Source organism: Aeromonas sp. XH, assembly GCF_033348475.1.
Classification (GTDB): Bacteria; Pseudomonadota; Gammaproteobacteria; order Enterobacterales; family Aeromonadaceae; genus Aeromonas; species Aeromonas sanarellii.
In genome coordinates this window covers 512,372-535,778 of the sequence record NZ_CP137630.1, presented here as the reverse complement: position 1 = coordinate 535,778, position 23,407 = coordinate 512,372, and the positions used below count along the sequence as shown (strand labels likewise).

The 23,407-nt window shown below is 64.0% G+C and carries 23 protein-coding genes, 4 tRNA genes, 1 pseudogene and 1 riboswitch; of the genes and pseudogenes, 12 read left to right on the top strand and 16 right to left on the bottom strand.

The window, feature by feature from the left end; genetic code table 11:
* Positions 1 to 47: 47 nt before the first annotated feature.
* Positions 48 to 506 carry a methylglyoxal synthase gene (locus tag R2B70_RS02530; RefSeq protein WP_216991071.1) on the top strand — a complete coding sequence of 153 codons (459 nt, stop codon included), beginning with the start codon at positions 48 to 50 and terminating at the stop codon, positions 504 to 506.
* 59 nt (positions 507 to 565) lie between these two features.
* On the opposite strand, the gene R2B70_RS02525 is transcribed toward R2B70_RS02530, so the two are convergent.
* On the bottom strand, positions 566 to 1,153 hold the full coding sequence (locus tag R2B70_RS02525) for a superinfection exclusion B family protein (RefSeq protein WP_209794140.1): 588 nt from the start codon (positions 1,151 to 1,153) through the stop codon (positions 566 to 568).
* Positions 1,154 to 1,333: 180 nt separating this feature from the next.
* Positions 1,334 to 1,440: riboswitch (yybP-ykoY riboswitch) on the top strand.
* An 89-nt stretch (positions 1,441 to 1,529) separates the two neighbouring features.
* Here R2B70_RS02525 and R2B70_RS02520 point away from each other — a divergent pair.
* Positions 1,530 to 2,516: a sodium:calcium antiporter gene (locus R2B70_RS02520; protein WP_318162556.1), complete on the top strand. Its 987-nt coding sequence runs from the start codon at positions 1,530 to 1,532 to the stop codon at positions 2,514 to 2,516.
* An 89-nt stretch (positions 2,517 to 2,605) separates the two neighbouring features.
* On the opposite strand, the gene ansB is transcribed toward R2B70_RS02520, so the two are convergent.
* The 3 genes from ansB to R2B70_RS02505 all read right to left on the bottom strand — a co-directional run bounded on the left by ansB (position 2,606) and on the right by R2B70_RS02505 (position 5,017).
* Complete coding sequence (gene ansB / locus R2B70_RS02515) at positions 2,606 to 3,664, bottom strand: L-asparaginase 2 (protein WP_318162555.1); 1,059 nt, start codon at positions 3,662 to 3,664, stop codon at positions 2,606 to 2,608.
* 129 nt (positions 3,665 to 3,793) lie between these two features.
* Positions 3,794 to 3,988 carry a heavy metal-associated domain-containing protein gene (locus R2B70_RS02510; RefSeq protein ID WP_318162554.1) on the bottom strand — a complete coding sequence of 65 codons (195 nt, stop codon included), beginning with the start codon at positions 3,986 to 3,988 and terminating at the stop codon, positions 3,794 to 3,796.
* Positions 3,989 to 4,066: 78 nt separating this feature from the next.
* On the bottom strand, positions 4,067 to 5,017 hold the full coding sequence (locus R2B70_RS02505) for an AEC family transporter (RefSeq protein WP_318162553.1): 951 nt from the start codon (positions 5,015 to 5,017) through the stop codon (positions 4,067 to 4,069).
* Between the two features lie 134 nt (positions 5,018 to 5,151).
* On the opposite strand from R2B70_RS02505, the gene treR reads away from it, so the two are divergent.
* From treR to R2B70_RS02485, 4 genes are all read left to right on the top strand, one after another.
* Entirely contained in the window at positions 5,152 to 6,099 is a 948-nt protein-coding gene (gene treR, locus R2B70_RS02500) for a trehalose operon repressor TreR (protein WP_209794143.1), read from the top strand.
* Positions 6,100 to 6,285: 186 nt separating this feature from the next.
* Positions 6,286 to 7,716: a PTS trehalose transporter subunit IIBC gene (gene treB, locus R2B70_RS02495; protein WP_042077673.1), complete on the top strand. Its 1,431-nt coding sequence runs from the start codon at positions 6,286 to 6,288 to the stop codon at positions 7,714 to 7,716.
* Between the two features lie 88 nt (positions 7,717 to 7,804).
* Positions 7,805 to 9,469 carry an alpha,alpha-phosphotrehalase gene (treC, locus tag R2B70_RS02490; protein WP_318162552.1) on the top strand — a complete coding sequence of 555 codons (1,665 nt, stop codon included), beginning with the start codon at positions 7,805 to 7,807 and terminating at the stop codon, positions 9,467 to 9,469.
* Positions 9,469 to 10,080 (top strand): sugar O-acetyltransferase, encoded by a 612-nt coding sequence (locus R2B70_RS02485; RefSeq protein ID WP_318162551.1) that lies wholly within the window; start codon positions 9,469 to 9,471, stop codon positions 10,078 to 10,080. Before treC ends, R2B70_RS02485 begins: the two co-directional genes overlap by 1 nt.
* A gap of 121 nt (positions 10,081 to 10,201) precedes the next feature.
* Here R2B70_RS02485 and R2B70_RS02480 read toward each other — a convergent pair whose 3' ends face one another.
* Positions 10,202 to 10,660 carry an Lrp/AsnC family transcriptional regulator gene (locus R2B70_RS02480; RefSeq protein WP_318162550.1) on the bottom strand — a complete coding sequence of 153 codons (459 nt, stop codon included), beginning with the start codon at positions 10,658 to 10,660 and terminating at the stop codon, positions 10,202 to 10,204.
* Positions 10,661 to 10,765: 105 nt separating this feature from the next.
* On the opposite strand from R2B70_RS02480, the gene R2B70_RS02475 reads away from it, so the two are divergent.
* Together R2B70_RS02475 and R2B70_RS02470 are read left to right on the top strand one after the other, a co-directional pair.
* On the top strand, positions 10,766 to 11,632 hold the full coding sequence (locus R2B70_RS02475; protein WP_318162549.1) for a DMT family transporter: 867 nt from the start codon (positions 10,766 to 10,768) through the stop codon (positions 11,630 to 11,632).
* Positions 11,633 to 11,982: 350 nt separating this feature from the next.
* Entirely contained in the window at positions 11,983 to 12,315 is a 333-nt protein-coding gene (locus tag R2B70_RS02470; RefSeq protein WP_042077666.1) for a hypothetical protein, read from the top strand.
* 88 nt (positions 12,316 to 12,403) lie between these two features.
* Here R2B70_RS02470 and R2B70_RS02465 read toward each other — a convergent pair whose 3' ends face one another.
* The 7 genes from R2B70_RS02465 to plsY form a co-directional block, all read right to left on the bottom strand.
* Positions 12,404 to 13,003: a Yip1 family protein gene (locus R2B70_RS02465; RefSeq protein WP_042077665.1), complete on the bottom strand. Its 600-nt coding sequence runs from the start codon at positions 13,001 to 13,003 to the stop codon at positions 12,404 to 12,406.
* Positions 13,004 to 13,217: 214 nt separating this feature from the next.
* A complete protein-coding gene (locus R2B70_RS02460) occupies positions 13,218 to 14,561 on the bottom strand; it encodes a potassium channel family protein (RefSeq protein ID WP_042077664.1) in 1,344 nt (447 codons plus the stop codon).
* Positions 14,562 to 14,790: 229 nt separating this feature from the next.
* Positions 14,791 to 14,866, bottom strand: a tRNA-Asn gene (locus tag R2B70_RS02455).
* A 6-nt stretch (positions 14,867 to 14,872) separates the two neighbouring features.
* A tRNA-Phe gene (locus R2B70_RS02450) sits at positions 14,873 to 14,948 on the bottom strand.
* Positions 14,949 to 14,951: 3 nt separating this feature from the next.
* Positions 14,952 to 15,027 (bottom strand) — tRNA-Thr (locus tag R2B70_RS02445).
* A gap of 52 nt (positions 15,028 to 15,079) precedes the next feature.
* Positions 15,080 to 15,155 (bottom strand) — tRNA-Phe (locus tag R2B70_RS02440).
* Between the two features lie 47 nt (positions 15,156 to 15,202).
* Entirely contained in the window at positions 15,203 to 15,865 is a 663-nt protein-coding gene (gene plsY / locus R2B70_RS02435; protein WP_318162548.1) for a glycerol-3-phosphate 1-O-acyltransferase PlsY, read from the bottom strand.
* A 171-nt stretch (positions 15,866 to 16,036) separates the two neighbouring features.
* Between plsY and folB the strand changes: the two genes are divergently transcribed.
* From folB to R2B70_RS02420, 3 genes are all read left to right on the top strand, one after another.
* Positions 16,037 to 16,408 carry a dihydroneopterin aldolase gene (folB, locus tag R2B70_RS02430; RefSeq protein ID WP_318162547.1) on the top strand — a complete coding sequence of 124 codons (372 nt, stop codon included), beginning with the start codon at positions 16,037 to 16,039 and terminating at the stop codon, positions 16,406 to 16,408.
* Positions 16,408 to 16,917 (top strand): 2-amino-4-hydroxy-6-hydroxymethyldihydropteridine diphosphokinase, encoded by a 510-nt coding sequence (folK, locus tag R2B70_RS02425; protein WP_042077658.1) that lies wholly within the window; start codon positions 16,408 to 16,410, stop codon positions 16,915 to 16,917. Before folB ends, folK begins: the two co-directional genes overlap by 1 nt.
* Positions 16,918 to 17,037: 120 nt before the next feature.
* Entirely contained in the window at positions 17,038 to 17,526 is a 489-nt protein-coding gene (locus R2B70_RS02420) for a YbaK/EbsC family protein (RefSeq protein WP_318162546.1), read from the top strand.
* Between the two features lie 24 nt (positions 17,527 to 17,550).
* Here R2B70_RS02420 and mdtD read toward each other — a convergent pair whose 3' ends face one another.
* From mdtD to R2B70_RS02400, 4 genes are all read right to left on the bottom strand, one after another.
* Positions 17,551 to 18,948 carry a multidrug transporter subunit MdtD gene (gene mdtD, locus R2B70_RS02415; protein ID WP_318162545.1) on the bottom strand — a complete coding sequence of 466 codons (1,398 nt, stop codon included), beginning with the start codon at positions 18,946 to 18,948 and terminating at the stop codon, positions 17,551 to 17,553.
* 61 nt (positions 18,949 to 19,009) lie between these two features.
* On the bottom strand, positions 19,010 to 20,155 hold the full coding sequence (locus R2B70_RS02410; protein WP_318162544.1) for a GTP-binding protein: 1,146 nt from the start codon (positions 20,153 to 20,155) through the stop codon (positions 19,010 to 19,012).
* Between the two features lie 119 nt (positions 20,156 to 20,274).
* Positions 20,275 to 21,681 carry a D-arabinono-1,4-lactone oxidase gene (locus R2B70_RS02405; protein WP_318162543.1) on the bottom strand — a complete coding sequence of 469 codons (1,407 nt, stop codon included), beginning with the start codon at positions 21,679 to 21,681 and terminating at the stop codon, positions 20,275 to 20,277.
* A 117-nt stretch (positions 21,682 to 21,798) separates the two neighbouring features.
* Complete coding sequence (locus R2B70_RS02400; protein WP_318162542.1) at positions 21,799 to 22,416, bottom strand: LysE family transporter; 618 nt, start codon at positions 22,414 to 22,416, stop codon at positions 21,799 to 21,801.
* 76 nt (positions 22,417 to 22,492) lie between these two features.
* Between R2B70_RS02400 and R2B70_RS02395 the strand changes: the two are divergent.
* Positions 22,493 to 23,403, top strand: a pseudogene (locus R2B70_RS02395) (LysR family transcriptional regulator).
* The last annotated feature ends 4 nt before the right edge of the window (positions 23,404 to 23,407 follow it).

Sequence of the window (23,407 nt, the reverse complement as noted above, 5' to 3'; positions counted from 1 at the left end):
GAGTAGGATACGCCCCTACTCCTGTCACTTTGCTACGGATGATCCCCATGGAACTGATTGCACGTGAGATGGCGCCCCACAAACGGGTCGCCCTGGTGGCTCACGACAACATGAAAGCCCCCCTGCTGAACTGGGTACTGCGCCGCAAGGAGGAGCTCAAGCTCCACCATCTCTATGCGACCGGCACCACGGGCACCCTGCTCGGCAAGCAGGCACAACTGCCCATCACCTGCCTCTTCTCCGGTCCCATGGGCGGCGACCAGCAGCTCGGCGCCCTGATCGCCGAGGGCAAGATAGACGTGATGATCTTCTTCTGGGATCCCCTCAACCCCGCCGCCCACGATCCTGACGTCAAGGCGCTGCTGCGTCTGGCGGCGGTGTGGAACATCCCGGTCGCCACCAACGAGGCGACCGCGGACTTCATCATGGACAGCCCGCACATGCAGCAGGCCTTCAGCGTGCAGGTGCCCGACTACGCCGGGTATCTCAAGGCCAGAACCGAGTAGCAGACCCCAGACAGCAAAGAGCCGGACATGGTCCGGCTCTTTTTATGGGTGAGGGGCGATCAGCGCTGGAGGCTCTTCTGGGCGAACTTGGGCCTGGCGTTCATGATCTGCTCCACCTGCTCGTCGCTCATCTTGCCCCGCGACAGCCCCAGCACCTTGTAGGTCAGCAGGGGGCGGGCCGGCAGCGCTATCATCAGGGCGCGGATCTGGTTCTCGTCCTCCTTCTCCCGCACCGGCTTGCCATAGGCATAGGTGAGCACACCGGCATCCATCAGGTTTTTGACGGCAGGCTCGGTGATCGGCAGGTTTATGACGCTCTTGCGCTGCAGCACGAACTCGCGCAGCACCGCCTTCTCGTTGAAATCGAGGAAGCCGATCATCTGGGCCAGCTGATCCTGCTGGCGGCGGGATTGCCACTCGTCGCAGGCCCACTCCCAGGCGATCAGGAAGCCCTGGCTGCAGAAGTAGGAGATGGCGATCAGCATGCCGACCCCGAGCCAGGCGGCGTGGGCCGTGGCCCACTGGCTGACGGCCCCCTTCATCAGACCGGCCGGGAACAGCAGTATGATGCTGCAGCAGAGCAGCAGCCAGACCATGAGCCAGTTGAGGCGGTTCAGCTGATAGAAATGTTGGATCCACCGTTTCATCGTTCACCCTTCCCAAGTCAATGTGGACAGTAGCCAACTCATAGCAATCGCTGTGCCAGCACCGAGATCCCGGGAGAAAGATCAGGATCCTGGCGGGCAGACGTTACATCCCCTTACAACTTGGCGGGCGTGATCCCAGGGTTTTGCCTTGTGGGGCGGCGGTCGACTTGGTAAAAATCCCGCACTGTCATAGGGGAGTAGCAACCCGCCCGTGATCCGGGCAGGGCCCATGTCAACATTCTTGGATCCGCAGATCCATGGCATGGGCGGCGATGGCATCCATCGCCCTGCAAGACCTTTGGCCTCGATATGCACGCCAGCCGGGCGAGCCATGTCGGGTCCATCGGTTGTCCTGCTCGCCCGGCGGTTACTCATCATGCTGATCACTCTGCTGTTGTTTCTGCTCTCCGCCGTCACCATCTACCTGGCCTGCGAATACTTCGTCAACGGCATCGAATGGACCGGCCACCACTTCAGACTTTCCCAGAGCGCCACCGGCTCCCTGCTGGCGGCCCTCGGCACGGCCCTGCCGGAATGCATCGTCACCCTGACCGCCTTGCTGATGGGGGATGCCCCCGCCCAGCAGCAGATCGGGATGGGCGCGGCCCTCGGCGGCCCCCTGGTGCTGGCCACCCTGGGTTATGGCGCCGTCGGCCTGCTTCTGCTGTTGTGCATGAGCCCAGAGCACAGGACCATCGCAGGCGAGGTTCAACGGGAAACGGCCAGGGACCAGGCCTGGTTTGTCGGCATCTTTCTGCTGGCGACGCTGCTCGGCACGGCCGCCTTCACCGGCAAGTCCTGGTTGGCCCCCCTGTTCGTGCTGGCCTACCTCGCCTATGCGAGACGCGAGCTGACGCGGGCCGACAGCCACGAGGCCCAGCTGCCCGAGCCCCTCAGGCTGGATCCGGCCGCCGAGATCCCGGCGCTCGGCAAGGTGCTGGTGCAGACTCTGGCAGCCCTGACGACGGTGGCGCTGGCGGCCCAGCTGTTCGTCCATCAACTGGAGGACATGGGCGAGCTGCTCGGTCTTTCACCTGTGCTGGCGGCCCTGCTGCTGAGCCCGGTGGCCACCGAGATGCCGGAGCTGATGAACGCGCTGATCTGGGTGAGGCAGGGCAAGCAGCGGCTGGCGCTGGCCAACATCGCCGGCGCCATGATGATCCAGGGCACCATCCCCAAGGCGTTCTGCCTGCTGTTCACGCCCTGGCTGCTGGACGGCACCATGATGCTCTCCTCTATGGTGACCCTGCTGGCGGTTCTCTTGCTGTGGTGGGGCTTTCGCCGGGGGCGGATGACGGCGGGCAGGCTCGCCTGGGCGGGACTTCTCTATCTCGGTTTCTGCGGCTGGTTGCTGGCAAGCTGACGGGGAGGACAGCACCATGAACAAGGGCGGGATCCTCTCCCGCCCTTTTCATTGTCATCACCCCATGCCGGCTGACGCCGGGCAGGGGATCAGAACTGCTGGAACCAGCGCTGGATCTGGGCCGGATCCTTGCTCTGGGTCAGGGAGAGCATCAACAGGATGCGCGCCTTCTGCGGGTTCAGGGTGCCGGCGGCCACGAAGCCGTATTTGGCGTCGTCGATCTCCGCATCCAGGGTGGTGGCACCGGTCGGCACGCGGGCGGAGCGCACCACGCGAATGCCGTCCTCGCTCGCCTTGGCCAGGGTATCGAACAGGCTGTGATAGAGGTTGCCGTTGCCCACCCCGGCGCTGACGATGCCGTCAAACTTGGCGTCCACCATGGCCTTGGCCGGCAGATCGCTGGCGTTGGCATAGCTGTAGACGATGCCGACCTGGGGCAGCTTGTCGAGCTTGCTCACGTCGAACGGAGTCTTGCTGGTGTGCTGGCGGGCCGGGCTGCGCTGGTAGTCTATCTTGCCGTTGTGGATGTAGCCGAGCGGGCCGAAGTTCGGGGCGGCGAAGGTCTGCACGCCGGTGGTGTTGGTCTTGGTGACGTCGCGGGCGTCCAGCACGGTGTCATTCATGGCGACCATGACGCCCCGACCCTTGGAGGCGGGATCGGAGGCGGTCACCACGGCGTTGTAGAGGTTCATCGGACCGTCGGCGCTCATGGCGGTGGAGGGGCGCATGGCACCGACCAGCACCACCGGCTTGTCGCTCTTGACGGTCAGGTTCAGGAAGTAGGCGGTCTCCTCCATGGTGTCGGTGCCGTGGGTGATGACGATGCCGTCCACGTCATCCTTGGCCAGCAGCTCGTTGACCCGCTTGGCGAGCTTGAGCCACACCTCGTCATTCATGTCCTGGGAGCCAATCTTGACCACCTGCTCCCCCTGCACCTCGGCCACGTTCTTCATCTCGGGCACGGCGGCGATCAGGGTCTCGATGGCCACCTTGCCGGCCTCGTAGTTGGACTGGGTGGCGGACTGGCCAGCCCCGGCGATGGTGCCGCCGGTCGCCAGTATGTGCACACTCGGCAGCGCCATGGCCATGGGGGAAAGGGTCAGGCCGAGTACGGCCGCGATCAGGGTCTTGCGGATAGGAAGGGTCATGCTGCAATCCTTTTTGATGAGGGTGTTGCAGCATTTTTATCCTTTTCAAACGGAATTTAAGTGATCACTCTCACCAATAAAAAGAGGTAATCAGAATATTAGTCTGATTTTTACCACTTAGGTGATAATTCACTCCGCGGTGAACCCCCTGGCTTCGATCAGGGCGATCAGCTCTTCCCTGCTCAGCTCGCTCTCGATGACGGCCTTGCTGCTGGCGAAGTCGACGCTGGCTTCGCTGACGGCTGGCTGGGCCAGCAGGGCTTTTTGCAGGCTGGCGGCACAGCCATCACAGGACATGCCGGAAACGGTCAGTTGAATGGTCATGGGATACCTCCTCTGTTGATGTGCAATCAGCCTAAAGCTGCCGCCCGCGGCAAGGTCAAGCCACATCTCGCCCCGTGGTCAGCCCATCAACCCCAGGTAGTTCATCAGGGCGGCCCCCAGGCTGGTGGTGACGAGCGAGCCCAGGGTGGTGGTGGCGATGATGTTCGCCGCCAGGGCGCTGTCCCCCCCCATGGCGCGGGTCATCACATAGCTGGCGGCGGCGGTGGGGGTGGAGCTGATGAGAAACAGGATGCCGAGGGCCTGCGGGCTGAAGCCCAGCCCCCAGGCGCCCGTCACCAGCAGCACCGGAATGCAGCACAGCCGGTTGACGGTGGCCCAGCCGGTCAGCAGGGCGCCGCCGCGCAGGGCCTTGAGGTTGAGGCTGGCACCGGTGCAGAGCAGGGCCAGCGGCAGGGTCATGTTGGCGAAGTAGTTGCCCGTGGAGATCACCAGCTGTGGCAGCTCGATGCCGAGCAGGCCGAAGGGCAGGGCCGCCAGGATGGCGATGATCAGGGGATTCTTGCCGATCCCCCTGAGGATGGGCCTTATCCCCTTGCCGCCCCCTAGGCTGCGGGTCAGGGTGATCACCGCGAGCACGTTGTAGAGCACTGTGATGGAGCCCACCAGCAGGGCCGCGGCCCCTATCCCCTCGGGGCCGTAGGCGTTCTGCACATAGGCCAGCCCCATGATCCCCATGTTGCCGCGAAAGCTGCCCTGCACGAAGATGCCGCGCAGCCTCTGCTCGCTGATGAAGCGGGCCGCCAGCAGCTCCAGCACCAGGAAACCGGCCAGGGTGCCGAGCAGGCCGTAAAGGATGAGCCAGGGGCTCGGCATGGTGGAAAAATCGGTGCGCACCATGCTGAGAAACAAGAGGGCTGGCAGGGTGACCTGGAACACCAGGCGGGAGGCAGACTCGACGAAGCTGTCGGGCAGCAATCCCAGCCGCTTGAGCCAGATGCCGAGTACCAGTACCAGGCAGATGGGGCCCGTGATGGAGAGGGAGAAGTGCAGACTTGCCAACAGATCCATGATGCGCGTCCTGTGCAATGGCGGAAGATCCGCCTCGGCAAAAGGGCATTCTAACGCCATGGGCTTGTATTCACAGGACTTAATCACAACAATGTCTGCATCCCGGTTGTCCCCCTCCCTGTCACGGATCCCACATGGAAAAGAAACTGACCATCCTCGATATCGCCAGCCTCAGCGGGGTCGGCAAGTCGACCGTCTCCCGGGTGCTCAATCAGGATCCCAGGGTCAATGCCCAGACCAGGGCCAGGGTCGAGGCGGTGATCGCCCAGCACGGCTTCGTGCCGAGCAAGTCGGCCCGGGCCATGCGCAGCCAGAGCCAGCAGGTGGTCGGCATAGTGGTGTCGCGCCTGGATTCCAGCTCGGAGAACCAGGCGGTGCGCGGCATGCTGGAGACCCTCTACGCCCGCGGCTACGACGCCGTGCTGATGGAGAGCAAGTTCTCCCCCGCCAAGGTGAGCGAACACCTGGCCGTGCTGGAGCGGCGTGGGGTGGACGGCATCATACTGTTCGCCTTCAACGATCTGGACTATGCCGCCATGGCGCCGCTGAAGGAGAAGCTGGTGCTGATGGCGCGCGAGCGCCCCGGTTTCTCGTCGGTCTGCTTCGACGACGACGGTGCGGTGCGATCCGTGCTCACACACCTCAGGGGGCGCGGCCTGAAAGAGGTGGCCTATCTCGGGGTCGAGCGCAGCGACCTCACCACCGGGCTGCGCCGGCATCAGGCCTATCTGGATTACTGCCGGGAACAGGGGCTCACGCCCCGCAGCGCCCTCGGGGATCTCGGCCTGCAGAGCGGCTACCGGCTGGCAGCCGAGCTGCTCACCCCCAGCACCCAGGCCATGGTCTGCGCCAGCGATACCCTGGCCATCGGCGCCGCCAAGTACCTGCAGGAGCAGGGGCGCACCGACATCCTGGTGAGCGGTCTCGGCAGCAACCCCATGCTCACCTTCCTGTTTGCCAACGCCCTCAGCCTGGACTTCGGCTACAAGGACGCCGGCATCCTGGCCGCCAGGCAGTTGCTAGCCCAGATTGAAGAGGGGCAAGCCCCCAGGGCCACCATAGCCCCCTGTCAGCCCCTGTAGTCTATCTTTCCTCTCATTCCCGGCGTTTTGCACTTTTTGTGACCAGCGCCACGAATTGGGAACGTTCCCATTGCTGCCAACGACCACTGGCTTCATGCTGATTGGGAACGATACCAAGAAGCGGGCGGTCATTGGCCAGCCGGTAAAGAAGCGACCATCATTCATGGAGTCACAGAGGGAAGGCTCATGTCAAAAGTCAACACACAACATCTGGCGCAGTTGATCGAGCGGATCGGCGGCAAGGAGAACATCACCACCGTCAGCCACTGCCTGACCCGGCTCAGGTTCGTGCTGGCCGATCCGGCCAAGGCCGACCCCAAGGCCATCGAGACCATACCGTCGGTGAAGGGCAGCTTCACCCAAGGCGGCCAGTTCCAGGTGGTGATCGGCAACGAGGTGGATCAGTGGTACAAGGCGCTGACCCAGGAGATCGGCGTCAGCGGCGCCAGCAAGGATGCCGCCAAGCAGGCCGCCCGCCACAACATGAACCCGCTGGAGCGCGGCATCTCCCACCTGGCGGAGATCTTCGTGCCCCTGCTGCCCGCCATCATCACCGGCGGTCTGATCCTGGGTTTTCGCAACGTCATCGGCGACATCAAGATGTTCGACGACGGGACTCATACCCTGGTGGAGATCAGCCAGTTCTGGGCCCAGGTGCACGCCTTCCTCTGGCTGCTGGGTGAGGCCATCTTCCACTTCCTGCCGGTGGGCGTCTGCTGGTCTGCGGTGAAGAAGATGGGGGGATCCGAGATCCTCGGCATAGTGCTGGGGGTGACGCTGGTCTCGCCGCAACTGATGAACGCCTACGGCATCGGCCAGCAGACCCCGGAAGTGTGGGACTTCGGCCTCTTCGTGATCCAGAAGGTGGGCTATCAGGCCCAGGTCATTCCGGCCCTGCTGGCGGGGGTCTTCCTCGCCTGGGTGGAGACCAACCTCAAGCGCATCATCCCGGCCTATCTCTACCTGGTGATAGTGCCCTTCGTCTCCCTGCTGCTGGCGGTGATCGTGGCCCACGCCTTCATCGGCCCGTTCGGCCGCTGGATCGGTGACGGCGTCGGCTTCGCCGCCAAGGCCGCCATGACAGGCTCCTTCGCCCCCATAGGGGCGGCCCTGTTCGGCTTCCTCTACGCGCCGCTGGTCATCACCGGCATCCACCACACCACCAACGCGGTGGACCTGCAGCTGATGCAGAGCATGGGCGGCACCCCCATCTGGCCGCTGATCGCGCTCTCCAACATCGCCCAGGCGTCTGCGGTGGTGGGGATCATCCTCATCAGCCGCAAGGAGAACGAACGGGAGATCTCGGTGCCCGCCGCCATCTCCGCCTACCTGGGGGTGACCGAGCCAGCCATGTACGGCATCAACCTCAAGTACAAGTTCCCCATGCTGTGCGCCATGGTGGGCTCAAGCTGTGCGGCCCTCATCTGCGGCTTCGCCGGGGTGATGGCCAACGGCATCGGGGTGGGCGGCCTGCCGGGCATCCTCTCCATCCAGCCACAATACTGGGGCATCTATGCCGTCGCCATGCTGGTGGCCATAGTGGTACCGGCCCTGCTGACCCTGCTGGTCTACAAGCGCCAGCAGGCGGCCGGCAAGCTGGATCTGGCCACGGCCTGATCCACACCATATCGGCGGAGCCCCGGCTCCGCCCTTTTTCTTTGCCCTGTTCCAACCAACCCGGTTTCAACCAATGAGCGAACCAACCATGACACAGACCCCCTGGTGGCAGAGCGCCGTGATTTACCAGATCTACCCCAAGAGTTTTCAGGACAGTGGCGCGCGCGGCACTGGCGATCTCAAGGGGATCATGGCCCGCCTCGATTATCTCAAGACCCTCGGTGTCGATGCCCTCTGGCTGACCCCTGTCTACGTCTCCCCCCAGGTGGACAACGGCTACGACATCGCCGACTACCTCAACATAGATCCGGCCTACGGCACCATGAGCGACTTCGAGGCGCTGCTGGCCGCCGCCCATGCGCGCGACATTCGCATCGTGATGGACATCGTCGTCAACCACACCTCCACCGAGCACGCCTGGTTCAAGTCGGCACTGGGGGACAAGAACAGCCCCTACCGCGACTACTACATCTGGAAAGACCCGCTGGACGGCGGCGTGCCGAACAACTGGCAATCCAAGTTTGGCGGCAGCGCCTGGGAGCTGGATCCCGCCACCGGCCAGTACTATCTGCACCTGTTTGCCCGCGAGCAGGCGGACTTGAACTGGGAGAACCCGGCAGTGCGTGCCGAGGTCAAAAACATCATCCACTTCTGGGCGAAGAAGGGGGTCGACGGCTTCCGCCTCGACGTCATCAACCTCATCTCCAAGGATCAGCGCTTCCCAAGCGACGAGGTGGGGGATGGCCGCCGCTTCTACACCGATGGGCCGCGCATCCACGAATTTTTGCAGGACATCAGCCGCGACGTGTTCGCCCCGGTGGGGGCCATGACGGTGGGAGAGATGTCCTCCACCAGCCTGGAGCACTGCCAGCGCTATGGCGCGCTGGACGGCTCCGAACTCTCCATGGTGTTCAACTTCCACCACCTCAAGGTGGATTACCCCAATGGTGACAAGTGGACCAGGGCGCCGTTCGATTTCCTCGAACTCAAGCGCATCTTCAACCACTGGCAGAGCGGCATGCATGGCAAGGGGTGGTCGGCGCTGTTCTGGTGCAACCACGATCAGCCGCGCATCGTCTCCCGCTTCGGCGACGAGGGGCAGCACAGAGTGGTGGCCGCCAAGATGCTGGCCAGCACCTTGCACGGCCTGCAGGGCACCCCCTACATCTATCAGGGGGAGGAGATCGGCATGACCAACCCCGGCTATCAGCACATCGACGACTATCAGGATGTGGAGAGCCGCAACATCTTCGCCATCAAGCGATCGGAAGGGATGAGCGAGGCCGAGATCCTCGCCATTCTGGCGGCCAAGTCCCGGGACAACTCCCGCACGCCCATGCAGTGGAGCGCGGCCCCCAACGCCGGCTTCACCTCGGGCACGCCCTGGCTCAAGCCCGCCGCCAACTACCCCGGGATCAATGCCGAGGCGGCGCTCGCCGACCAGTACTCGGTGTTCTGGCACTACCGGGATCTCATCGCCCTTCGCAAGGCGTACCCCGTCTTCACGCAAGGGGATTACCAGGAGCGGCTGGCGGGGCACGCTCAGATCTGGGCCTATACCCGGAGCGCTCATGGCCAGACCCTGCTGGTAGTGAGCAACTTCTACGGCGAACCGGTGACCTTCGAGCTGCCTGCCGAGCTGGCCGGTGGCGAGGGGCGCCTGCTGCTTGGCAACTACGCCGACAGCCCGGCCCGCCCGCAATCCTGCGAGCTGCGCCCTTACGAATCCCTGATCTGGCTGATGGAGCAATGATGACTGATGCAACGACTGTGCCGCGGCTCGCCGTGCGTGGCCTAGAGTGGCAGAAGATGGTGGCGGGAGAGCCCTATGACGCGGGTGACCCCGAGCTGAAGGCGGCGCGGGAACAGTGCCGCGCCCTGCTGGGAGAACTGAACCGGGAGCGAACCGATGCCCCGGGCTGGGATGAGCGCCTCACCCGCCTGCTGGGCGGCCGCGCAGCGCGCTGTTTCATCACGCCCCCCTTCTTCTGCGACTATGGCGCCAACATCTTTGTCGGCCAGAATTTCTACGCCAATTTCAACTGCACCATCCTGGATGTGTGCGAGGTGCACATCGGTGACAACGTGTTGCTGGCCCCCGGGGTGCAGATCTACACCGCCACCCACCCGGTGGCGGTGGCACCACGTATCAAGGGGGTGGAGTTCGGCAAGCCGGTGCGCATCGGCAACAACGTCTGGATTGGGGGCAGCGTCGTCATCTGCCCGGGCGTCACCATAGGGGACAACAGCGTCATCGGGGCGGGGTCAGTTGTCACCAAAGACATTCCGGCAGGCGTGGTGGCGGTCGGCAACCCCTGCCAGGTGCTGCGCCCCATGACGGCAGAAGAGCTGGTGGCCGGCTAACCCGGCCGACAGGGAGGGGCAGGCATCGCACCTGCCCTTTTTTTGCCCCCTTACCTGCACGCCCCCTGTTCGGGATGGCGTTGCACTCTCCCTGCAGGGCCCAGGCCTGGGCCACTCCAGCCTAGGCTGGCAGCAGGGCGCCACAGCGCTTGTGCTGCCCCATGACCACCAGGGTCTTGAAGCTGCGCACCTGATCCCTGGCGTGCAGCACCCGCCGGGTGAACTGCTCGTAGCTCGCCATGTCCCGGGCGGCCACCTGCAACACGAAGTCCTGCTCACCGGTGACGTACCAGAGATCCATCACCTCAGGCTCCCCCTTCAGGCAGGCGATCATCTCATCGACGATGCGGCCGTGATCCCGCTCCAGGGTCACCAGCACCAGCATGGTGATCGGCCAGCCCATGGTGGCCGGTGCCACCAGCGCAGCTTCCCGCTCGATGAGACCCGACTCCCGCAAGGCGCGGACGCGGCGGTAGCAGGCAGGGGCGGAGAGACCGACCCTGTGGGCCAGCTCCGGCGTGGGCAGACGGGCATCCTGTTGCAGTTCGGCGAGGATGAGCAGGTCGAATTTGTCGGTCATGGGGCTCATTAGATAAAAATTATCGCGCAAGGCCAGTATTAGACCGAAATTACGGCGAGCTCCAGATATATTTTCTTGCTCCTACCCTACTCAGGTTTGAACAAGATGCAGCCAACCAGCCCCGCCCTCTCCTCCCTGCTGGCCGTCATCCTCGCTATGCTGTCGATCACCCTCGGCGCCTCGCTGGCCAAGACGCTGTTTCCCCTGCTGGGAGCCGCCGGCACCACCTTGTTCCGGCTGGGGTGCGCCGCCCTGCTCCTCTCCCTGGTGTTCAGAGTCTGGCAAGCCCCCCTCGACCGGCGCACCCTGCTGGGTGCCCTCCCCTACGGGCTCTCGCTGGGGGCCATGAACCTGCTCTTCTATCTCGCCATCGAGCGCATCCCCCTCGGGGTGGCCCTGGCCATCGAGTTCATCGGCCCGCTGACGGTGGCCCTGCTCGGCTCACGCCACCGGGAAGACTTCATCTGGCTGGCGCTGGCCATCGTCGGCCTGCTGCTGCTCTTGCCGCTGCGGGCGGCCGAGCAGGCCATCGACCCCCTGGGGGTCGCGCTGGCCCTGGGGGCCGGCGTGTTCTGGGGGCTCTATATGCTGACCGGCAAGCGGGCCGGGGCCCTGCTGGGGGCACAGGCACCGGCACTCGGCATGTGGTTTGGTGCCTTGCTGGTGCTCCCCTTCGGTCTGGGCGGTGCGAGCGAGGCCTCCTTCACCCTGCCCGTGGTGCTGACCATCGCCGGGGTGGGGCTGCTCTCCAGCGCCATCCCCTACTCCCTCGAGATGTTTGCCCTGCGCCGACTGCCGCTCAAGAGCTACGGCATTCTCACCAGCGGCGAACCCGCCATGGGTGCCCTGATGGGGCTGATGCTGCTAGGGGAGCAGCTGCCTCCGTCCCAGTGGCTCGGGATAGCTGCCATCATCGCCGCCTCCATGGGTACCACCTGGCATGGGGGACGGCGGCGCGCCGATCCGGCCTGACCCGCAAAAAACAGGGCGCCGTGGCAAGCGGCCAAGGCGGTGACGGGACGCCTGCGGGATCAGGATCTCGGCACATGCGCACATTCGGCGCACAAAAAAGGTTCATATTTTTTGAATGTGTAGACCAGTTTATCTCGCTAACAATGATGGATGAGGCTGTTTAATATTCACCCATCGCTTGGACAGGAGCGCCAAGCCGCGACATGACTGGTCATTCATGACAATGACACCCCAAAACAAGGTGCCTGATGTCAGTGAAAGAACGACACACTATTTGAATGACCTCTTGCAAGGATGCATTGATACGGGCCTGTCCGGCCCTGCCAATGACATAAAAACCAAGAGAGTGAATGAACATGAAAAACGTGATCAAGATGCTGGCCGTCGCAGGCCTGATGAGTGCCGGTGTTGCCCAGGCTGCCGTCCCCGCCGATTTCAGCGCCACCCCGGGTGTGCTGTTCGTGAACTGGCATGCCAGTGCGGCCATGGCCGGCAAGAGCAACCCCATGCTGGAGGTGCGTGACGAGTCCGGCGACCTGATGGCCTCCGTCCACGCCAACCTCACGGGCTCCCAGCAGGTACAGATTCCGAGCCGCGCCCAGGGCAACCTGACCGTCAGCCTCGGGGAGCAGAGCAGCGATTACCGCCTCCCGTTCGGCATCGGCAGCGGCAACCCGCGCTGAGAACCACAGGGCGATCGGTTGCGCCCAGCCAGACACAACAAGGGCGCCATCAAGGCGCCCTTGTCGTCGTTGCAGACTGACCGGAACACTACTGGGTAAACACGGGGCCAAAGCCGGATCCCCACAGAATGGCCGTGGCGGCCAGCACGCACACCAGCAGCACCAGACCGACCGTCACCACGGAGCTGGCATAGATGAACCCCTGCTCCTTAGGGATGTGCATCAGGATGGGCACCCCCACATAGAGCAGGTAGACGGAATAGGTGAGCCCGATGAGGCCGATGAGCATGACGAACCAGAGATGCGGGAAGAAGGCGGAGAAGCCGACCATGAACAGCGGCGTGGAGGTGTAGGCCGCCAGCTCCAGCGAGGTCGTGTAGCTGGGATCCGAGCCGAAGGTATGACCCATCCAGTGCACCAGATAGGAGAGCGCGAGGACGCCGATGATGAGGGTCACGTACATGGCGATGGAGAGCATGAGCGCACTGTCGGCGGTCAGGGTGATGGGCTCACCGACGCCTATGCTCCAGCCGATGTGCACGGCGGAGTAGTAGGCGCAGATGGGAGGGATAAGGGCCACGATCAGGATATGGGTCAGACTGTTTCTGAAACTGTCGTGCCGCTCGTCTATGTTATGCCATTCGGTGTGAGGGTGGGCATACAATCCCCATAAGTGATTCAATATCATAGCGTTATTCCTTCTCTGCTTCGATGGTGGGTCGATCGATACCTTGCCGGCTCCTCTGTTTGTTTCTTGTCGTGCCATCGACCGCCGCGGCGATCGATGACTTTAAATAAAGTCGCTCCACCGCCACGGCGTCAAGGAAGGGGGTTCCGCCGGCGGGCATGGGGCAGATGGATGTTGGCTGCCGGGCGACAGCTGCCTGACGCCCGGTTCGCCATCAGTACTGCTTGGTTTTCGAGGCAAAGCCCGCGAGGAAGAGGCCGGTCAGAAACATGCCGCAGAACGCCTCTATGGCCGACAACAGCTGGAGGGGGGAAGAGGTCTGGGAGATGTCGCCGTACCCCAGGGTCACGAAGGTGACGATGCTGAAATAGAGGGAGCGCCCCAGATGGCCATGGGTCACGGACTCCGGCGCCAGGAAATAGGTCAGGGTCGCCAGCAGGATGACCCCCATCGACATCAGCAGGCTTCTGATGGGCCGCTCGCCAAAGCCCCAGGTGATGAAGCTGATGAACTTGCCGGCACACCTGAGGTAGCACAGCAGGGAGAGCCCTCCCTTCCTCACCATGCCACTGCGCAGCCAGCGCTCCCTGAACAGATCCCGTGGGCTCGCCAGGGACTTCATTTCATGCAGCTTCTCCTTGTAGTAACACTCGCCGGCATCCACTGTATCGCCCACGCTGGAGAAGAGGCGTTTGGCATTGCGATAGAGCTTGCTCGCTTCGTTGTGGTCGATCCGGCCATTCTCGTTGTAGACCACCTGCACCTTGTCCAGGTTGGTGTGCTCCATGGTGGCGTCGAAGTTCTTGGCGCTGACGTTGAAGTTCTTCAGCACGGCCCGGGAGGAGTGGAAGCGGATCTCCTCGCACTCTATGGTGAAGTCTTGGAAGACCCCGTCTTCCAGCGCCAGCTCCCGCTTCTTGGCCCAGGCCCTGTGATCCCAAAGCAGGGAATCGAACAGATCCAGCCCTATCACCCCGCCATTGACCCTCACCCCCTTGGCGGAGCAGTGCCACAGATAGACCTTGGAGTTGTTGACGGCCCCGTCGAGGGAGAGCTCGTCGAGGCAGGTGAAGTCCAGCAGCCGGCCGGAGATGATGGGGCTCTTGAGCGCCACGCCACCGATGTTGAGCAGCCGATGCCTGCCCAGCACCTGGGCCTCCCCCTTGTTGTTCTCCGAGACGGAGAGCAGGCTCTGCACCCGCTTCACCTCGTCCTTGCCATGCTTGCCGGCCAGCCACATGCAGTAAGGCTCGAAACGGCTCTCGGAGCGGATGAGGCCGCTCTTGCGCAGGGACTCCAGGGCGCTCGAGGCGGTCTCATAGAGGCGGATCTTGTCGTCGCTCATGTAGACGCACAGGCTGAGCACGCAGCGGGAGCTGATGAAGCGGGCTATCCCAATCTGGAAGATCACGCTCTTCTCTATCTTCTGCTCCCTCATCCAGTCGTCGAAATGAGGCAGCGACGCCACCAGCAGGTCCCAGATCAGGGGGTAGTCGTTCTCCCGCCGCCATTCGTTGAACTGCTCGGGGGAGAGCTGCCACAGCTCTGTTGCATTCATAGATTACCTCGGTCTTGAAAATGCCTCGAACGTGAGACTCGGTCGAGGGCGGCAAACTGGTGCAAGCTTACGGGAAAACGGGCGGCTCACGCCATCACGACAGGGGAAACGCCATGGTAAGTGGCTGACGGGGAAGATGGACACAAGCGTGGGCAGGCCCTTTGCCAGGCATCAGGCGGAGCGGCTGGGGAAAAGAAAAAAGCCCAGCATTGCTGCTGGGCTTTTGAATTGGCTCCTCCGACTGGACTCGAACCAGTGACATACGGATTAACAGTCCGCCGTTCTACCGACTGAACTACGGAGGAACAATGTGGTGCCCAGAGACGGAATCGAACCGCCGACACGGGGATTTTCAATCCCCTGCTCTACCGACTGAGCTATCTGGGCAAATGGTGCCGGCTACCGGAATCGAACTGGTGACCTACTGATTACAAGTCAGTTGCTCTACCTACTGAGCTAAGCCGGCACACTTCAAACCATTGTGCATGAACAAATTTTTATTTCATGGCACCAAAATGTGGTGCCCAGAGACGGAATCGAACCGCCGACACGGGGATTTTCAATCCCCTGCTCTACCGACTGAGCTATCTGGGCGTGGGCGCTATTAAACGGATTTTAAGGCAGGTGGTCAACGGGAAATTTTACTTTTCGTCTCGTTCGTCTCTTTTTTGCTCAGCATCACCCATTTTCACCACTTCTGCGGGGGAATCCCCTCCCCGGCGGCGCCAGAGGCGGGATTCCTCCCCCTTGAGCAGCCGGGTGATGTTCTCGTGATGGCGGATCAGAATGAGGCAGGAGAGCAGGGAGACCGGCAGGGTGTATTCGGGTTTGAGCAGATAGGTGAAGAGCGGCGTCAGCAGCACGGTGACGATGGAAGCCAGCGACGAATAGCCGCTCACCAGCAGCACCAGCAACCAGGTGGCGATGACGGCGCCCCCCATGGCAAAACCGATGGGCAGCATGGTGCCGAGCGCGGTGGCGACCCCCTTGCCGCCCCGGAAGTGGAAGAAGAGGGGGTACATGTGGCCCAGGCAGGCGGCGACGCCGATGAAGCCGAGATAGACGGGTTTGATCTCCAGATACCAGGCGAGATAGACGGGGGCCATCCCCTTGAGCATGTCGAGCAGCAGGACGATCAGTGCGGCCATCCGGCCACCGAGGCGCAGCACATTGGTCGCCCCCGGGTTGTGGGAGCCATGGTCGCGGGGATCCGGCAACCCCGTGATGCGGGAAACCAGCACGGCACTGGACAGCGAGCCGCCCAGATAGGCCAGAATAATCATCAAAATCGTCAGGGCCGTCATCTTGGTCGTTTTTACCACGATATGAATGGGGTATGATGCGGGCCACATTCTCTGGTCTGGGCTTGCCCGAACGCGTGTCGCCCAAACCGGTCGCCAGCGGCCATCTGCTTGCCAGGCCTGCATCCCTGCGCTGTTTTCACAGCCCATCAAGAGTAAAGAAGAAGTACTGTCATGGACAAGGTGTTTATTCGCGGACTCGAGGTTTTGACCACCATAGGGGTCTATGAGTGGGAGAAAGGCATTCGCCAGAAGCTCTGTTTCGATCTCGAGATGGGGTTTGACAACCGCCCCGCCGCCGCAACCGACGATATCAACCTGGCGCTGGATTACGCCACCCTCTCCCGCAAGATCTGTGATCACGTCCAGGGCAAGGTCGTGGAGCTGGTCGAAACCATGGCCGAGCAGGTGGCCGCCCTGGTGCTGGACGACACTCGGGTGCAGTGGGTCAAGGTGACCCTGACCAAGCCGGGTGCCGTGCCCAATGCCGCCGGCGTCGGGGTCGAGATCCTGCGCCATCGTACCCCGGTGTCGAGCGCCGGCTGATGACCAGCATCTACATCAGCCTGGGATCGAACATCGATCGGGAACGCCATATCCGGGCCGGCCTCGATGCCCTGCACGCCGAGTTTGGCGAGTTGCAGGTCTCCCGGGTGTTCGAGAGCGAGGCGGTGGGCTTCAACGGCCGCCCCTTCTACAACCTGGTGGTGGGAGCCTGGACCGAGCTCCCCCTCGCCACTCTGTGCCAGCGGCTGAGGGCCATGGAGTTCGCCCACGGCCGGGAGCCGGACGCCAAGAAGTTCGCGCCGCGCACCCTGGATCTGGATCTGCTGCTCTACGGCGACCTGGTCTGCGAGACGCCCCTGGCGCTGCCCCGCGGCGAGATCCTCACCAACGCCTTCGTGCTCTGGCCGCTGGCGGAGCTGGCCCCCACCCTGCGCCATCCCGTCGATGGCCGTCCCCTGGGCGAGCTGTGGGAGCGCTACGACAAGGCCTCCCAGCGCCTCAGCCCCATCCCCTTCCACTGGGAAGCGTGCGAGCTGCAACACCACTGATCGACAAGGGCACCTCGCGGTGCCCTTGTTGCTCACGACGGCACTGATGATGGATAAGAAAGGGTGATTGGGCCTGCGCCGGCGCCCGTGGCAGCATGGCTGCCAGCACAGGAGAACCCCATGCCACTCGACACCATCCACGACTTCAACTGCCAGTTGCTGGCCGAGCTGCCCCACCAGTGCTTCGAACACGAACCCATCCTGGATTACGCCACCGACGAGCGGGTCAAGGCCCGTCTCGGCTGGCAGGCCGAATTCAGCAAGACCCTGTTTCTCAAGTTCAAGGACGGCCGCTTCGCCCTGCTGCTGACCCACAGGGACGGGCGGCTCGACAGCAAGGCGGTCAAGGCCGCCCTGGGCGCCAAGCCCTCCATCTGCAGCGCCGAGGAGATGCAGGCCGAGATCGGCTGCCTGCCGGGCGCCGTCTGCCCCTTCCTGCCCAGGGCCGACGTGCCCCTGCTGGTGGACCCGCAGCTGCTGGCCCATCACGCCTTCACCTGGACCCCGGGCCACCCCGAGCTCACCTTCCTGCTGGAAACCGCTCACCTGGCCCGGCTGCTGGCACGACTGCCCGGCCCGGTCAGCTACCTGCCGGCGCCCCAGCCCTGAGGCTCCGGTGCGGGGCTCAGATCCTCATCCCCTGCGCTCCTGCCTGGCCAGCTGGGCAAAGATCAGGGCAGCCAGCATGGACATCAGCCCGATGCACAGATAGGTGAGGTGGAAGCCATCGAGCCAGCGCCCGCTCTCCTGGACCGCCTGCCCGGCGGAGAAGAGCCCCAGCAGGCTGGCGGCGATGGCCACCCCCAGGCTCATGGAGAGCTGCATCACCACCGACAGCAGGCCGTTGCCGCTGCTGGCGTACTCGGCGCTCAGATCTTGCAGCGTGAGCGTGTTCATGGCGGAGAACTGCAGGGAGTTGATGGCGCCAAACACCGCCAGCCACAGCAGCAGCACACCGTGGGGCACCTGGTTGTCGATGAAGTAGAAGCTCGCGATCATGGCCCCGAGCGCCAGGGTGTTGCCGATCAGGATGCGGCGATAGCCGATGCGCGGGATCAGCTTGTTTACCAGCGTCTTGGTCAGCATGGCGCCGATCACGGTCGGGATCATGGTCATCCCCGCCTTGCTCGGCGAGAAGCCGAGCCCCAGTTGCAGGAAGAGCGGGGTCAGGAAGGGCATGGCACCGCTGCCGAGGCGGGCGAACAGGTTGCCCCAGATGCCGATGGCGAAGGTGGATGTCTTGAATAGCGCCAGGCTGAAGAGCGGCTGCTCCACGGTGGCGGCATAGAGCCAGTAGCTCGCCATGGCGGCCAGCCCGAACAGCAGGGCGAACAGGGCCCAACCGGTGGAGAGGCTGTGTTCCCCCAGCCCCTGCAAACCGACGGATACCAGCACCATGCCGGCGCTGAACAGCGCGAACCCCTGCCAGTCGAACCTGGCGGTGTGCTGGCGCAGCTCGGGCATGAAGTGCCAGCTCGCCACAAAACCTATCACCCCCACCGGCAGATTGATGAGGAAGACCCAGTGCCAGCTCGCCACCTCCACCAGCCAGCCCCCCAGGGCCGGGCCGATGAGCGGCCCGAGCAGGCCGGGGATGGTGACGAAGGACATGACCCTCAACAGCTCGTGCTTGCTGTAGACCCGCAGCACCGCCAGGCGCCCTATGGGCATCAGCAGGGCGCCCCCCACCCCTTGCAGCACCCGGGTAACGACCAGCACGGGCAGGGTGTTCGCGACCGCGCAGGCCAGGGAGCCCAGGGTAAACAGCAGGATGGCGGCCAGATAGACGCGGCGGGTGCCGAATCGGTCCGCCAACCAGCCGGAGGCGGGGATGAGCAGGGCCACCGTCAGCATGTAGGCGATGACCACGGACTGCATCTGCAGCGGGCTCTCCCCCAGGGCCTCGGCCATGCTGGGCAGGGCGGTGTTGAGAATGGTGCCATCCAGCGTCTGCATGAAGAAGCCGACCGCCGTCAGCCAGGGCAGCCAGGTACGTTGGGCTGGGGTCACCATGTGAGTGCTGTCAGGCATGAGCTGCCACCTCCTCGTCAGGTAAGAAAAGACCCGCACGGATGCGGGTCATATCAGCATATCAGGCATCCGGCTGGCCGAGCATGGCCCTGAGCTGCGCTTCCAGGCTGGGCTCGGGGGCCCTCAGAGTGTCGAGGAACAGACGCTCTATCCCTTCCCTGTCCTGGCTCTTCACGATGAACACCAGCCGGGACTGGGCCTTGCCTTCGGGCCACTCCCCCAGGGTCTGCAGCGGATAGAGCTGGCCGTGCACGCCGTGGATCACCACGGGCTGGCTCTCCCCCTCCAGCTGCAGTATGCCCTTGAGCCGCAGCAGGGCGTCGCCGTACTGCGCCTGCACCGCATCGATGGCGGCCAGCAGACGGGCGGGTCTGAGGGGCTCGCCGATGCGCAGGGAGAAGCTCTCAATATTGTTGTGAGCAAAAGAGCCGCCGTGCGCGAAATGGGTCGGCGCGGCCGTCCCCACCCTGGCGGCAAAGGGCGTCATCTTCGGCTGCATGGGCGAAGCCAGCCCCTGTTTCGAGGATTCGGTACGCAGCCAGGCCAGCAACTGGCGCACGTCGCGCCCCGCCGCCTCGTTGTAGGCACCGAGCTTCTCCAGCACCGCGGGCGAGAGCACCCCATTGCTGACCCGCTGGATGGGGGCTGCCGGATTGAGGGCCGCCAGTTGGGCTTCCACCCGAGCAAGGGTCTCTTCGTCCACCAGATCGCCCTTGCTCACCACCAGCAGATCCGCCAGCGCCACCTGTTTGACCGCCTCATATTGAGCCGCAAGCTGCTGCTCGATATGGCCGGCATCCACCACGGTGACGGTGCCGTCGAAGCGGTAGCGCTGGGCAATAAAGCCCTCTTCTCTCAACGTAAACAGCACGGGGGCCGGATCGGCCAGACCCGTGGTCTCTATGATCAGCCGTTTGAAGGGTTTGATTTTCCGCTGGATGGCTTTCATGAAGAGCCCCTGCAGCGCCTCCACCAGGGAGCCCTGCACCGAGCAGCAGATGCAGCCGGAATCGAGCAGCACCACCTGCTCGTCCACCTGCTGTACCAGATGGTGATCCAGCCCCACGGAGCCGAATTCGTTGATGAGCACGGCGCACTCCCCGAGCTCCGGCTGCTTCACCCAGTGGTTGAGCAGGGTGGTCTTGCCGCTGCCGAGGAAGCCGGTCAGCAGGGTCACGGGGATGCGGGTGTCTTGCGGGTCAGTCATGTCAAATCCTTAGAACCTGTCGTCATGGGGCTTGAAGAGGCTATCTCCTTCCCCTCCTCCCCCAGCTCCCAGCCGGGGGGAAGGGAGCAAAAATGCCTGCCCTCTCGAAGGGGCCGGCCTCACCGGTCGGCAAACAGCTCGCCAAGCCAGCGGTTCTCGAAGCGGCCATGGGGGTCAAGCTCGCGCTTGAGGGCCAGGAAGTCGTGCCAGCGCGGCAACAGGGCCGGGAAGTCGTAGAGGTCCATCGCCAGATGCTTGCCAAAGTGCGGAGTGCCACCCAGGGGCACCAGCAGCTGTTGCAGCTCGCGCATCTGCTCCATGGAGCCCCCGACGAAGGTGCCGTCCGCCGCCAGATAGACCAGGAACCCAATCCAGCACACCGACTTGCCATAGGCGGCACTGAGCCAGGCCTCGGAGGGACCGGTGCAGCGCAAAATAAAGGGATAGTGCAGCACGCCGGGGTTGGCCTCCTGCCACGCCTGCAGGCGCTCGAGCGCTTCCCCCATGCGTTCGAGGGGCACGGCCACTTCGCAGTTGATCTGGGGCGCCGGAATCCCCTTGCAGAGGATCTGGTAGACGTTGCCCACCAGATCGGAGGCATCCTTGAAGCGGCGCACCGTCTCGAAGTGTTCGCCGGCCCGCGCCTCGTCCTTGGTGTCTCTGGCCATCTTCTGCAGGGTCGCATCTATGGTGGCATTGAGCGCCAGGTTCATGCGCTCGTCCATGTCTCCCTCCAGCACCAGCGGCTCGCTGCCGCCGGCACGATAGCGGGCCACCTCCTCGTCGCTCGCCGGATCCACCAGCCAGATGTGGCTCTCGCCGGTCCAGGCGAACCACCAGCTCTTCACGAAGGCGTGCTCCCGGTTGAGGCGCTCGTTGTGTGCCAGCAGGAAGGGGTAGTCGGTGGTGAACTTGGTGCAGCGCATGATGCGGTTGGGCACGGTCTGCAGGGTGACGTCGAGCAGCACCCCGAGCATGCCCATGCCCATCACGAAGGCGCCGAAGCGTGGATCGCTGCGATCCACCCGGATGATGTCGCCACTCGCCAGCATCACCGTCATGGCCGCTACCGCGTCGCACAGGGCGGACTGGTGCAGCCCCTGGCCATGGGTGCCGGTGCTGAGCGCACCGCCCAGGGTCTGGATGCCGATGACGCCGGGAGACGCCGGCAGCATGCGATCCATGGCGATGAGGTCGGCATAGACGGTATCGAGGGGCGTGCCCGCCTGATAGGTCACGGAATCGGCGGTCTTGGCCAGCTGGCCGCGCAGGTGGTGCAGGTCCACCAGCAGCGCCTGGCTGCCCTCGGCATAGACGCTGTGGATGGGTTCGAAGGAGAGGCCGGAGCCGATGAGCCGCAGCTTGCGCTCGGGGTATTCGCGCAGCAGCTGCTGCAGCTCGTCGCGGGTCGTCGGGCGCCACACCTGATCCAGGGCGCCGAGGGGGTTGGTCCTGGACCAGTTGAACAGCACCTCCCGATTGCCAATCGCCTTGATGCTGTGAAATGCCTGGAACCTGACCGTCATACCGCGCCTCATCTGACTTCAAAATGAGCGGCAATTCTACCGAAAAGTGGCACCCAAGGCATGAAAAACAAGCCCCTGCAATTCTCGGGTGGATTGCGGGGCCTGCAGGTTGCGCCCTCAGCGGGAGGGTTGGGTCAGCGCCAGCAGCATGCCGAATCCCACCAGCAGCCCACCAAACACCCTATCGATCCAGTGACGTACCGCCAGGAGACGGGCCCGCACCGATGCGTTGGAGAAGAAGATCGCCACCGCGCTGAACCAGAGGGCATGGGCCAGCACGATGAAGGCGCCGTAACCGAGCTGAACCGCCAGCGGCGTCTGCGGCTGCACCACCTGCATGAATAGGCTGACGATGAAGATGGTGGTCTTGGGGTTGAGCACATTGGTCAGGAAACCGGTGCGCAGCGCCCCCAGGCTCGAGAGGGCGGGCTGGTCGGCCATCACCTCATCGACCGTCGGTCGGGCCCGCAGCATCCTGATGCCGAGGAAGACGAGGTAGGCCGCCCCCGCCAGCTTGATGAGGTTGAACAGCCAGAGGGATTGCTGGATCAGCACCCCCACCCCCAACAGGGTGTAGCTCACGTGCACGCAGACCCCGGCCGCTATGCCAAGCGCCGTCAGCACCCCGCTGCGGCGCGAGAGCAGCAGGCCGTTGCGCGACACCATGGCGAAGTCGGGTCCAGGGCTGATGACGGCAAGGAGGGTAATGGCGACGACGGCGAGCTGTTCGGTCATGAAAATAGTCCTGACAAGAAGTGATATCGGCTATTTTATTTGGCAATAACACCAATAACGAACGATGATTCCTGACATGAATGGTGAAAATAACTCACAAAAATCCCTCTCGCTCCCCTCCCTCACCGCCCTGCGCTGTTTCGAGGTGGCGGCCCGCACCGAGCACTTCGGCCGCGCCGCCGACGAGCTGCACCTGACCCACGGGGCCATCAGCCGGGCGGTGCGCCTGCTGGAGGAGGATCTGGGGGTCATGCTGTTCGAGCGGCGCCAGCGCCGGGTCTTCCTGACCGAGGCGGGCGAGCGGCTCTATGAGTCGGTCAGGGAGGGGCTTGGCCAGATCCGCCGGACGGCCCAGGCGCTGCGCCAGCAGGGCCGCCCCCAGTCACTGGTGCTCTCCTGCGAGCCCACCCTGCTGATGCGCTGGCTGATCCCGCGCTGGCCCGACTTTCAGGCGCTGCACCCGGAGCTGGACGTGCACCTGATGGCGGGGGGTGGCGCCCTCAGCTTCGACAGCGGCATCGATCTCGCCATCCGGCGCAACGACTTCCACTGGCCGGCCGAGCTCCACAGCCAGTTGCTGTTCGAGGAGCGAACCGGGCCTGTCTGCCAGCCGGCCAGGGTGGCGCAGTTCTTCGAGCGACGGGAGGAGGGCTGGGCCCTGAATGCGGCGGCGCCCCGCCTGCACACCCGAACCCGTCCCGGCGCCTGGCAGGAGTGGCGGCAGCATGCCGGCCTGCCAGCCGGTGACGAGGGATCGGGACAGACCTTCGAGCACTTCTACTTCAGCCTGCAGGCGGCGGTGGCCGGCCTTGGCGTCGCCATCGGCCCCTACCGCCAGGTGTGCGACGACCTCGAGGCCGGCCTGCTGGTGGCGCCGCTCGGCTTCATCCCGGACGGCACCGGCTATCACCTGCTCGCCCCACGAGACCCGAGCCAGGCAGTGCCCACGAGACCCTGGTGAACTGGCTTCACGGCCTGGTGCGCTGAGCCC

Coding starts and splice junctions, on each gene's coding strand:
- R2B70_RS02525 (WP_209794140.1), bottom strand. CDS start 1,153: ATGAAACGGTGGATCCAACATTTCTATCAGCTGAACCGCCTCAACTGG.
- R2B70_RS02530 (WP_216991071.1), top strand. CDS start 48: ATGGAACTGATTGCACGTGAGATGGCGCCCCACAAACGGGTCGCCCTG.
- plsY (WP_318162548.1), bottom strand. CDS start 15,865: ATGACGGCCCTGACGATTTTGATGATTATTCTGGCCTATCTGGGCGGC.
- R2B70_RS02510 (WP_318162554.1), bottom strand. CDS start 3,988: ATGACCATTCAACTGACCGTTTCCGGCATGTCCTGTGATGGCTGTGCC.
- R2B70_RS02405 (WP_318162543.1), bottom strand. CDS start 21,681: ATGACGGTCAGGTTCCAGGCATTTCACAGCATCAAGGCGATTGGCAAT.
- treR (WP_209794143.1), top strand. CDS start 5,152: ATGGAAAAGAAACTGACCATCCTCGATATCGCCAGCCTCAGCGGGGTC.
- R2B70_RS02475 (WP_318162549.1), top strand. CDS start 10,766: ATGCAGCCAACCAGCCCCGCCCTCTCCTCCCTGCTGGCCGTCATCCTC.
- R2B70_RS02460 (WP_042077664.1), bottom strand. CDS start 14,561: ATGAATGCAACAGAGCTGTGGCAGCTCTCCCCCGAGCAGTTCAACGAA.
- R2B70_RS02480 (WP_318162550.1), bottom strand. CDS start 10,660: ATGACCGACAAATTCGACCTGCTCATCCTCGCCGAACTGCAACAGGAT.
- folK (WP_042077658.1), top strand. CDS start 16,408: ATGACCAGCATCTACATCAGCCTGGGATCGAACATCGATCGGGAACGC.
- treC (WP_318162552.1), top strand. CDS start 7,805: ATGACACAGACCCCCTGGTGGCAGAGCGCCGTGATTTACCAGATCTAC.
- R2B70_RS02485 (WP_318162551.1), top strand. CDS start 9,469: ATGACTGATGCAACGACTGTGCCGCGGCTCGCCGTGCGTGGCCTAGAG.
- folB (WP_318162547.1), top strand. CDS start 16,037: ATGGACAAGGTGTTTATTCGCGGACTCGAGGTTTTGACCACCATAGGG.
- ansB (WP_318162555.1), bottom strand. CDS start 3,664: ATGACCCTTCCTATCCGCAAGACCCTGATCGCGGCCGTACTCGGCCTG.
- R2B70_RS02420 (WP_318162546.1), top strand. CDS start 17,038: ATGCCACTCGACACCATCCACGACTTCAACTGCCAGTTGCTGGCCGAG.
- R2B70_RS02465 (WP_042077665.1), bottom strand. CDS start 13,003: ATGATATTGAATCACTTATGGGGATTGTATGCCCACCCTCACACCGAA.
- R2B70_RS02520 (WP_318162556.1), top strand. CDS start 1,530: ATGCTGATCACTCTGCTGTTGTTTCTGCTCTCCGCCGTCACCATCTAC.
- R2B70_RS02470 (WP_042077666.1), top strand. CDS start 11,983: ATGAACATGAAAAACGTGATCAAGATGCTGGCCGTCGCAGGCCTGATG.
- R2B70_RS02505 (WP_318162553.1), bottom strand. CDS start 5,017: ATGGATCTGTTGGCAAGTCTGCACTTCTCCCTCTCCATCACGGGCCCC.
- R2B70_RS02410 (WP_318162544.1), bottom strand. CDS start 20,155: ATGACTGACCCGCAAGACACCCGCATCCCCGTGACCCTGCTGACCGGC.
- treB (WP_042077673.1), top strand. CDS start 6,286: ATGTCAAAAGTCAACACACAACATCTGGCGCAGTTGATCGAGCGGATC.
- R2B70_RS02400 (WP_318162542.1), bottom strand. CDS start 22,416: ATGACCGAACAGCTCGCCGTCGTCGCCATTACCCTCCTTGCCGTCATC.
- mdtD (WP_318162545.1), bottom strand. CDS start 18,948: ATGCCTGACAGCACTCACATGGTGACCCCAGCCCAACGTACCTGGCTG.